Here is a 12,372-nt window from a genome sequence, read left to right as displayed (position 1 = left end):
CCATCACCTGCAACAGGCCCTAATCAGGGCCTGTCATTAGAAATCATTTTACGTACCAACGTTATTTCAATTACCTCAATAGAAAAATTATCCTTATTATGTAAAAGGACTGAATTCAATTAACATAACAAAGGAAGTAAATGATGAAAAACATTGACCCAAAACTTTATCACCATACGCCCACCGTCAGTGTTCACGATAACCGTGGACTCGCTATCCGTAATATTAGTTTTCACCGCGCTACCGCAGAAACAAATACCGATACCCGTATTACCCGCCATCAATATAATGCCGGCGGATATTTGAACCAAAGCATTGATCCTCGCCTGTATGACGCCAAACAGACTAACAACGCCGTACAACCGAATTTTATCTGGCTGCATAATTTGACCGGCAATATCCTGCGAACAGAGAGCATCGATGCAGGCAGAACAATTACCCTCAACGATATTGAAGGTCGCCCGGTATTAACCATCAACGCAACCGGTGTCCGCCAAAACCACCTTTATGAAGATAACACCCTACCCGGTCGCCTGCTCGCTATCACCGAACAAGCACAGACAGAAGAGAAAACGACCGAGCGCCTTATCTGGGCCGGCAATACGCCGCAGGAAAAAGAACACAACCTTGCTGGTCAGTGTGTCCGCCATTACGATACCGCAGGGCTCACTCAACTCAACAGCCTTGCCCTGACCGGCGCCGTTTTATCACAATCTCAGCAACTGCTCGTCGATAACCAAGATGCCGATTGGACAGGTGAAGACCAAAGCCTCTGGCCGCAAAAACTGAGTAGTGATGTCTATACCACCCAAAATAGAACCGATGCCTCCGGGGCTTTACTTAGCCAAACCGATGCCAAAGGCAACATTCAGCGGCAAGCCTATGATGTGGCCGGGCAGTTAAAAGGTTGTTGGTTAACATTAAAAGGTCAGGCCGAACAAGTGATTATCAAATCGCTGACCTACTCCGCCGCCGGACAAAAATTACGCGAAGAGCACGGTAACGGGGTTATCACCGAATACAGCTATGAACCGGAAACTCAGCGGCTTATCGGCATTACCACTCGCCGTCCATCAGACGCTAAGGTGTTGCAAGACCTACGCTATCAATATGATCCAGTAGGCAATGTGATCAATATCCGTAACGATGCGGAAGCTACCCGCTTTTGGCGTAATCAGAAAGTGGTCCCGGAGAATAGCTATACCTATGATTCTCTGTATCAGCTTATCAGTGCCACCGGGCGTGAAATGGCCAATATTGGTCAGCAAAATAACCAGCTTCCCTCTCCTGCGCTACCTGCTGATAACAACACCTACACTAACTATACTCGTACCTATAGTTATGACCGTGGCGGCAATTTGATGAAAATTCAGCATAGTTCACCTGCCACGCAAAATAACTACACGGCGAATATAACGGTTTCTAATTACAGCAACCGTGCGGTACTCAGCACACTGACCGAAGATCCAACCCAAGTTGATGCCTTATTTGATGCGGGAGGCCATCAAACCAACTTATTATCCGGTCAAGTTCTAATATGGACACCGCGAGGCGAATTGAAACAAGTCAACAGTAGCGCAGGAAATGAGTGGTATCGCTACGATAGCAACGGCACACGACAGCTAAAAGTGAATGAACAACAAACTCAGAATATCGCGCAACAGCAAAGAGTCACTTATCTGCCGGGGCTAGAACTACGCACAACACAACATGGCAGCACTACCACGGAATATTTGCAAGTTATCACACTCGGTAAAGCTGGTCGTGCGCAAGTCCGGGTATTACATTGGGAGAGCGGAAAACCCGAAGATATCAACAACAATCAACTTCGTTACAGCTACGATAATCTTATTGGTTCCAGCCAACTTGAATTAGATAGCGAAGGACAAATTATCAGTGAGGAAGAATATTATCCATTTGGCGGTACAGCACTGTGGGCAGCAAGGAATCAAATTGAATCTAGCTATAAAACCATTCGCTATTCAGGTAAAGAGCGTGATGCTACCGGGCTGTATTATTACGGCTACCGTTATTACCAACCGTGGGCAGGCAGATGGTTAAGTGCGGACCCGGCCGGAACAATTGATGGGCTGAATTTATATCGCATGGTGAGAAATAATCCGGTGACACAATTTGATGTTCAGGGATTATCTCCGGCTAACAGAACAGAAGAAGCGATAATAAAACAGGGTTCCTTTACAGGAATGGAAGAAGCCGTTTATAAAAAAATGGCGAAACCTCAAACTTTCAAACGCCAAAGAGCTATCGCTGCCCAAACAGAGCAAGAAGCCCATCAATTATTGACCAACAATCCCGGTGTAGATACTAGCCCAATTAAAGATTACACCACGGATAGCTCGCAAATTAATACTGCAATAAGAGAAAACAGTATTACATCGATAGTGAAAGATTTAGATTCCTCATTATCTGCCCTGCAAGATAGACAAATGCGGGTAACTTATCGAGTGATGACCTATGTGGATAATTCCACCCCCTCACCTTGGCACTCTCCACAGGAAGGAAATAGCATCAACGTTGGTGATATCGTTTCAGATAATGCTTATTTATCAACATCGGCCCATCGTGGTTTTCTGAATTTTGTGCATAAAAAAGAAACCAGTGAAACTCGATATGTCAAAATGGCATTTTTAACCAATGCAGGTGTCAATGTGGCAGCAAAATCTAAGTATAATAACGAAAGTGCGGAGAAAGTATTTAAAATGGATTTAGATGATTCGAGGAAAAGCTTTGTTGAAAAATTGAAAATAAGAGCCAATGGACCAGAAGCGGGACAAGCAGAAATACTATTCCCCAGAGAAACACCGTTCGAGGTTATTTCAATGAAACATCAAGGTAGAGATACCTATGTATTATTACAAGATATTAATCAATCTGCTGCCACTCATAGGAATGTACGTAATACTTATACAGGCAACTTGACGTCATCCAGAGAAAATTGAGTTGGATAAAATAGCCATTAATTAATATAGTAATAGAAAATCCCCTAAAAAATATTTTAGGGGATTTAATAATTTTACCGAAAACCATAAGAAGAAATTTACCTAATAATTTTCTTACTTATTTTAATTACATAAAAATAAATATTCTAGCTATAAAACAATTAACAAAACCTTCTGCAATCTATCCATTTAATCTATTTCTAAATAATTAAATCAGAAATAAGTAAATTCAATGGCTCTTTATATTTATGTCTGAGAGTATAAGCACAATATTTCACTAATGGTGTTGGATACGATTTAAAATTTAAAAAGGCAATACCTTTATCAATATCAGCAGAACAAAGCACTTCATTAGGTGTCATTAAACTTATCGCGATACCTGATCTCACTAAATCCAACCGATGAGTAAAATCAGGAACAGTTAGCAAAGTTAAATTTTGGTACTTAGGTAGACAATTCAGTGGAGTAAGGCCGTCACATTGTTTCAAGAAAGCACTATTATGCTGAGCCAAAGGCAATGTGGATATAATATCATCAGCATGATTTTCCGATCCTAAAATATCATTAGCGATAGCAAGACGCAGCACCTGATAAGTTCCATCTATTCTTATAATATCATCGTTGTCAGGATAATGTTCAGTCGTCACATAGACGGTTATATCTTCTTTCATTAAAGAAGAAAATATTGCCTCTTTTCTTGCTGAATCATCAACCAGAAAATTGTTTTTTATGTAAATATCACGATAATGATAACGTTGCACCGCTCTTTTTATCACTGCCGAAATTTTATTAATATATTCTCCACTGGTCCCAATAATAAGTTTGCCGGCGTTCACTAATCTCCCGTTTCTACGATAATGCCAATTATCCTCAACTCGTTGAATTCTCTCATAACACGGCAATAGCTCCTGATATAAGGCCATCCCTTCGTCAGTCAATTTAGTCCTTCCCGGCAATCTTTCAAACAATTGACAGCCCACACGTTGCTCCAATTGATATATGATCCTACTTAGGGGGGAAGGAGTAATACAAAGCGTATCCGCTGCTAAAGTGAATGACTCTCTTTTCGCCGATTCCATAAAATATTTCAAGTGCTTTGAACAAAATAGCATCATATATCCTTCTATTCTAATTAATTGTTCCATCCGAGATAGAATGGAATATTAACAATGAAACATTACAACAACTTTTCTTCTTTGCATTATTTAACATTGAAATATGCATTAACTGAGATTGAGTTTTATCATCTTTATTCTTAGCAGTTATCAAACATTTTTTATTATTGTTGCAAAATAAACGTAATTCACCCTTACATCACAATAATATTTTTAAATAAACACCACATGTTATTATTAAGAAAAAACAGGCAACATTAACAATTTAATTAAATATTTCAATTGGTTGTAAAAACACTCATAATGTTCAACATAAAATAATCACATATTTAACATCAATTAAATTACATAATCTATATTCACCATCACTGAACTTTACCCTTCTCGCACAGTTCATTATGTGAACGACAGAGTGCCATTTCCATTCAACGCTTATTAGCAAGTCAGTTGCAAATTTCGCATCTGCTTTTTTTGCAACAGCTATTTAAAGAAAACAGTGAGATAGTGATTCTCCGAGAGATCAAGATTAGGTCTATTTTTCATTCGCAAACTATTATCTCAGCGATTTCTCAAAACCTATCTTTGATTATCCCTTCTTCCGATGGAACGGAATCACTCTCTTTATTGATCCATGATGTAAAAGCAACAAGGCTGTTTCATTTACTTTATGATTTAAAAGGAATAAATATGAACGAGTCTGTAAAAGAGATGCCTGATGTATTAAAAAGCCAGTGTGGTTTTCACTGTCTGACAGATATTAGCCACAGTTCTTTTAACGAATTTCATCAGCAAGTCTCTGCTCACCTCTCTTGGTCCGAAGCACACGACTTATATCATGATGCACAACAGGCCCAAAAGGATAATCGGCTATATGAAGCGCGTATTCTCAAACGCGCCAATCCTCAATTACAAAATGCCGTACATCTTGCCATCATCGCCCCTAATGCCGAACTGATAGGCTATAACAGTCAATTTGGCGGCAGAGCCAGTCAATATGTCGCGCCGGGTACCGTTTCCTCCATGTTCTCCCCCGCTGCTTATTTGACTGAGCTTTATCGTGAGGCACGCAATTTACACGCAAGTGACTCCGTTTATTATCTGGAGACCCGCCGCCCAGATCTCAAATCAATGGCGCTCAGTCAACAAAATATGGATACAGAACTTTCCACACTCTCTTTGTCCAACGAGCTATTATTGGAAAGTATTAAAACTGAGTCTAAGCTGGATAATTATACAAAAGTGATGGAAATGCTCTCCACTTTCCGTCCTTCCGGCGAAACGCCTTACCACGACGCTTATGAAAACGTGCGTAAAGTTATCCAGTTACAAGATCCTGGACTTGAGCAACTCAATGCATCATCGGCAATTGCCGGGCTAATGCATCAAGCCTCCCTATTGGGTATTAACGCTTCAATTTCACCTGAGTTGTTTAATATTCTGACGGAGGAGATTACCGAAGGTAATGCCGAGGAACTTTATAAGAAAAATTTTGGCAATATCGAACCGGCCTCACTGGCTATGCCGGAATACCTTAAACGTTATTACAATTTAAGTGATGAAGAACTTAGCCAATTTATTGGTAAAGCCAGTAATTTCGGTCAACAGGAATATAGTAATAACCAGCTCATTACTCCGGTAGTCAATAACAGTGATGGCACGGTCAAGGTATATCGGATTACCCGCGAATATACAACAAATGCTTATCAAGTAGACGTAGAACTCTTTCCCCACGGTGGTGAGAATTACCAGTTAAATTACAAATTCAAAGATTTCTGGAATGCCTCTTATTTATCCATTAAGTTAAATGACAAAAGAGAACTTGTTAGAACTGAAGGAGCTCCTCAGGTCAACATAGAATATTCAGAACATATCACATTAAGTACCACAGATATCAGTCAACCTTTTGAAATTGGCCTAACAAGAGTACTTCCTAATACTAATTACGCCTATGCTGCCGCAAAATTTACCGTTGAGGAATATAACCAATACTCTTTCCTGCTAAAACTCAATAAAGCAATTCGCTTATCCCGTGCAACAGAATTGTCACCCACTATTCTGGAAGGCATTGTGCGCAGTGTTAATCCACAACTGGATATCAACACAGAAGTATTAGGTAAAGTTTTTCTGACTAAATATTATATGCAGCGTTATGCTGTTAATGCTGACACTGCCCTAATACTATGCAACGCGCTTATTTCACAACGCTCATATAATAATCAACCTAGCCAATTTGATCGCCTGTTTAATACACCATTACTGAGCGGTCAATATTTTTCTACCGGAGATGAAGAGATTGATTTAAATCTAGGTAGCACCGGTGATTGGCGCAAAACCATACTCAAGCGTGCATTTAATATCGATGATGTCTCACTCTACCGCTTGCTTAAAATTACCGACCATAATAACAAAGACGGAAAGATTAAAAATAGCCTAAAGAATCTTTCCAATTTATATATCGGGAAATTACTGGCAGAAATCCATCAATTAACCATTGATGAATTGGATTTATTGCTGGTTGCTGTGGGTGAAGGGGAAACTAATTTATCCGCTATCAGTGATAAGCAATTGGCTACCTTGATCAGAAAACTCAATACCATTACCGGCTGGTTACAGACACAGAAGTGGAGTGTATTCCAGTTATTTGTCATGACCGCCACCAGCTATAACAAAACGCTCACGCCTGAAATTAAGAATCTGCTAGATGCCGTCTACCATGGTTTACAAGGTTTTGACAAAGACAAAGCAGATTTACTACATGCCATGGCGCCCTATATTGCGGCCACCTTGCAATTATCATCGGAAAATGTCGCCCATTCAGTACTGCTTTGGGCAGATAAGTTACAGCCCGGCGACGGCGCAATGACAGCAGAAAAATTCTGGGACTGGTTGAATACTCAATATACGCCGGATTCATCGGAAGCAGTAGAAACGCAGGAACATATCGTTCAGTATTGTCAGGCTCTGGCACAATTAGAAATGGTTTACCATTCCACCGGCATCAACGAAAACGCCTTCCGCCTGTTTGTGACAAAACCAGAGATGTTTAGCACGTCAACTGAGGCAATACCTGCACATGATGTCCTTTCATTGATCATGCTGACGCGTTTTGCAGATTGGGTGAACGCTCTAGGTGAAAAAGCCTCTTCTGTATTAGCGGCATTTGAAGCTAACACGTTAACGGCAGAACAACTGGCTGACGCCATGAATCTTGATGCTAATTTGCTGTTGCAAGCCAGTACTCAAGCACAAAACCATCAACATCTTCCGCCAGTGACGCAAGAAAATGCGTTCTCCTGTTGGACATCTATCGATACTATCCTGCAATGGATTAATGTTGCACAACAATTGAATGTCGCCCCGCAGGGCGTTTCCGCTTTGGTCGGGCTGGATTATATTCAATCAATGAAAGAGACACCGACCTATGCCCAGTGGGAAAATGCGGCAGGCGTGTTAACCGCCGGATTGAATTCACAACAGGCCAATACATTACACGCTTTTCTGGATGAATCTCGCAGTGCCGCATTAAGCACCTACTATATCCGTCAAGTTGCTAAGGCAGCGGCGGCTATTAAAAGCCGTGATGACTTGTATCAATATTTACTGATTGATAATCAAGTTTCCGCTGCAATCAAAACCACCCGGATCGCTGAAGCCATTGCCAGCATTCAACTGTACGTCAACCGGGCATTGGAAAATGTGGAAGAAAATGCTAATTCAGGGGTTATCAGCCGCCAATTCTTTATCGACTGGGACAAATACAACAAACGCTACAGCACCTGGACGGGTGTTTCTCAATTAGTTTACTATCCAGAAAACTATATTGATCCGACCATGCGCATCGGGCAAACCAAAATGATGGACGCATTACTGCAATCCGTCAGCCAAAGCCAATTAAACGCCGATACGGTCGAAGACGCCTTTATGTCTTATCTGACTTCGTTTGAACAGGTGGCTAATCTTAAAGTTGTTAGCGCGTATCACGATAATATTAATAACGATCAAGGGCTAACCTATTTTATCGGCCTCAGTGAAACTGATACCGGTGAATATTATTGGCGCAGTGTCGATCACAGTAAATTCAGCGACGGTAAATTCGCGGCTAACGCCTGGAGCGAGTGGCACAAAATTGATTGTCCAATTAATCCTTACCAAAGCACGATTCGGCCAGTAATGTACAAATCCCGCTTGTATCTGCTCTGGTTGGAACAAAAGGAGATCACCAAACAGACCGGAAATAGTAAAGATGGCTATCAAACCGAGACAGATTATCGTTATGAGCTGAAATTAGCGCATATCCGTTATGACGGCACCTGGAATACGCCAATTACCTTTGATGTCAATGAAAAAATATCCAAACTAGGGCTGGCAAAAAATAAAGCGCCTGGGCTCTATTGTGCCGGTTATCAGGGTGAAGATACGTTGCTGGTGATGTTTTATAATCAACAGGATACACTGGATAGTTATAAAACCGCTGCAATGCAAGGGCTATATATCTTTGCCGATATGGCATCCAAAGATATGACCCCAGAACAGAGCAATGTTTATCGGGATAATAGTTATCAACAATTCGATACTAATAATGTCAGAAGAGTGAATAATCGCTATGCAGAGGATTATGAAATCCCTTCATCGGTAAATAGCAATAACAGTTATGGCAGAGGAGAATATAACCTCAGTATGGTGCATGGCGGAGATATTCCAATTATCCGTTACCAAGCCTCATCAAGTGATTTAAAAATCCATATCTCACCTAAGTTAAGAATTACCTATGAAGGAGCTGATGAGCGAACTCGTCATCAGTGCGACCTGATAAAAAAATATGGCAAATTAGGTGATAAATTTATTATCTATACCAATCTGAGTGTCAATACACAATGGACATCAAATAAGAAGTTAATATACCCGGTTTATCAATATAGTGGAAACACCACTAATAATAGTCAGGGTAGATTACTGTTTTATCGGGATAACCAAATTGGTAAAGTAAGTGTCTTTCTTCCTAATTGGGGGAAAAGCCTATATTCAGAAGTTACCAATAGTGATAACGGCTACATTATAGACACTTCTGATCAAGAACCTTTATTTAAGCAATATCTCTATATGGAGGACACAAATAATGGGCTCCGTATTATTGCTACTGATGTCTATAACGCGGAAGAGATCAAAACTGCAATTCCTGCTGCAAAAGTTCAGGTAATAGTAAAAGCGGGTAGCAAAGAACAAACTTTTACCGCGGATAAAGATGTCTCCGTTCAGCCATCACCTAGTTTTGATGAAATGTATTATCAATTTAATACCCTCGAAATAGATGGCACTGGTCTGAATTTTAATAATAATTCAGCCAGTATTGATGTCACCTTTACTGCATTGGCGGAGGATGGGCGCAAGCTAGGTTATGAAAGTTTCACTATTCCTGTCACCCGCAAGGTGAGTACCGATAATGCCCTGACCCTTCACCATAATGAAAATGGTGCGCAATATATGCAATGGCAAGCCTATCGTACTCGCCTGAATACTCTATTCGCCCGCCAGTTGGTTGCACGCGCTTCTACCGGAATCGATACAATTCTGAGTATGGAAACTCAGAATATTCAGGAGCCTGTTTTATGGAGTGATAATTTTACTGCAACATTACCAATATACGACTCAAGTCTTCATGGTAACAGCAAAAATATCACAATTATGTTAGGAAACAGTGAAAAACAATCTGATCAAAAAAATGTCATTTATCAGGGTGAACTAACAGATAAAAATCAATTAATTAATCTCTCTGAAACTTATATATCCGTAAAAGAGCGTAGTAACAATACAAAACCAGTGGATAATAAAGGGAACGATAGCTGGATTTATTTATTTGTAAAATATTCTGCTGATCCAATAAAAATTGGCGAGTTTTGGTTTAAGAATGGTACGAATTTTCAAGGTTATTATCCCAAAGGTAATGAAAAAAACCGTGATCCTATTTTTATAGAAAATCAAAAAACTGAACCGATGGATTTCACCGGCGCTAACAGCCTTTATTTCTGGGAACTGTTCTACTATACCCCGATGCTGGTTGCTCAACGTTTGTTGCATGAACAAAACTTTGACGAAGCTAACCGCTGGCTGAAATATGTCTGGAGCCCATCCGGGTACATTGTCCACGGCCAGATTCAAAACTACCAGTGGAACGTCCGCCCGTTACTGGAAGACACCAGTTGGAACAGTGATCCTTTAGATTCCGTCGATCCTGACGCGGTAGCACAACACGATCCAATGCACTACAAAGTCTCAACCTTTATGCGCACCCTTGATCTGTTGATAGCACGCGGCGATCACGCTTACCGCCAACTGGAGCGAGATACACTTAACGAAGCGAAGATGTGGTATATGCAAGCGCTGCATCTGTTAGGCGATAAACCTTATCTGCCGCTGAGTACCACATGGAGTGATCCACGGCTGGACAGAGCCGCTGATATTACTACCCAAAATGCTCACGCCAGCTCAATAGTCGCTCTGCGGCAGAGTACACCGGCACTTTTAGCATTGCTCAGCGCCAATACCCTGACCGATCTCTTCTTGCCACAAATCAATGAAGTGATGATGAATTACTGGCAGACATTAGCTCAGAGAGTATACAACCTGCGTCATAACCTCTCTATCGACGGTCAGCCGCTCTATCTGCCAATCTATGCCACGCCGGCGGACCCGAAAGCGTTACTCAGCGCGGCGGTTGCCACATCTCAAGGCGGAGGCAATCTACCAGAGCCATTTATGTCCCTGTGGCGTTTCCCGCACATGCTGGAAAATGCACGCGGCATGGTTAGCCAGCTCACCCAGTTCGGCTCCACATTACAAAATATTATCGAACGTCAGGACGCGGAAGCACTCAATGCGTTATTACAAAATCAGGCCGCAGAGCTGATATTGACTAACCTGAGCATTCAGGACAAAACCATTGAAGAATTGGATGCCGAGAAAACCGTGCTGGAAAAATCCAAAGCGGGGGCACAATCGCGCTTTGAGAGTTACAGCAAGCTGTACGATGAAAACATCAACGCTGGCGAAAACCAAGCCATGACGCTACGAGCGACCGCGGCCGGGCTCACCACGGCAGTTCAAGCATCCCGTCTGGCTGGCGCGGCGGCTGATTTGGTGCCTAACATCTTCGGCTTCGCCGGTGGTGGTAGTCGCTGGGGAGCTATCGCTGAGGCAACAGGTTATGTGATGGAATTCTCCGCTAATGTTATGAACACCGAAGCGGATAAAATTAGCCAATCTGAAACCTACCGTCGCCGCCGTCAGGAGTGGGAGATCCAGCGTAATAATGCCGAAGCGGAGCTGAAACAACTCGACGCCCAACTTAAATCGTTGGCAGTACGCCGTGAAGCCGCCGTATTGCAAAAAAACAGCCTGAAAACCCAGCAAGAACAGACCCGATCTCAACTGACCTTCCTGCAACGTAAGTTCAGCAATCAAGCGTTGTACAACTGGCTACGTGGCCGGCTGGCGGCGATTTACTTCCAGTTCTACGATTTGGCTGTCGCACGTTGTTTAATGGCAGAACAGGCTTACCGTTGGGAACTCAATGATGACTCTGCCCGCTTCATTAAACCGGGTGCCTGGCAAGGAACCTATGCCGGCCTGCTTGCTGGTGAAACTTTAATGCTAAGTCTGGCACAAATGGAAGATGCCCATTTGAAACGCGATAAACGTGCACTGGAGGTCGAACGCACAGTGTCGCTGGCCGAAGTTTATGCTGAGTTACCGCAAGATAAAGGCCCATTCTCCCTAACTCAGGAAATCGAGAAGCTGGTGAATGAAGGCTCAGGCAGTGCCGGCAGTGGTAATAATAATTTGGCATTTGGCACCGGCACGGACACTAAAACCTCTTTGCAGGCATCCATTTCATTAGCTGATTTGAAAATTCGTGAGGATTACCCGGAATCCATTGGCAAAATCCGACGTATCAAACAGATCAGTGTCACCCTGCCCGCGCTGCTAGGACCCTATCAGGATGTGCAGGCAATATTGTCTTACAGCGATAAAGCCGGATTAGCTAACGGTTGTGAAGCATTGGCAATTTCTCACGGTATGAATGACAGCGGCCAGTTTCAGCTCGATTTCAACGATGGCAAATTCCTGCCATTCGAAGGTATCGCCATTGATCAAGGCACGCTGACCCTGAGCTTCCCAAATGCATCAACGCCGGACAAAGGTAAACAAGCCACTATGCTAAAAACCCTGAACGATATCATTTTGCATATTCGCTACACCATTAAATAACCGTCCCAACGTACTAAAACAGGCTCCGAATC

The 12,372-nt window shown here is 42.2% G+C and carries 3 protein-coding genes; 2 read left to right on the top strand and 1 reads right to left on the bottom strand.

Annotated elements, in window-relative coordinates; all coding sequences use genetic code 11:
- The first annotated feature begins 143 nt into the window (after positions 1-143).
- Entirely contained in the window at positions 144-2,960 is a 2,817-nt protein-coding gene (locus CKY02_RS12230; protein ID WP_112895491.1) for an RHS repeat domain-containing protein, read from the top strand.
- A gap of 200 nt (positions 2,961-3,160) precedes the next feature.
- Here CKY02_RS12230 and CKY02_RS12225 read toward each other — a convergent pair whose 3' ends face one another.
- Positions 3,161-4,072: a LysR family transcriptional regulator gene (locus CKY02_RS12225; protein WP_275658217.1), complete on the bottom strand. Its 912-nt coding sequence runs from the start codon at positions 4,070-4,072 to the stop codon at positions 3,161-3,163.
- A gap of 690 nt (positions 4,073-4,762) precedes the next feature.
- Here CKY02_RS12225 and CKY02_RS12220 point away from each other — a divergent pair.
- Positions 4,763-12,340, top strand: coding sequence for a Tc toxin subunit A-related protein (locus tag CKY02_RS12220; RefSeq protein ID WP_112895489.1), 7,578 nt, complete (start codon positions 4,763-4,765; stop codon positions 12,338-12,340).
- Positions 12,341-12,372 lie beyond the last annotated feature (32 nt).

Source organism: Photorhabdus bodei (assembly GCF_003287735.1).
GTDB classification, from domain to species: Bacteria; Pseudomonadota; Gammaproteobacteria; order Enterobacterales; family Enterobacteriaceae; genus Photorhabdus; species Photorhabdus kayaii.
The sequence above is the reverse complement of the archived record's forward strand: the minus strand, read 5'-3'. Positions and strand labels throughout refer to the sequence as shown.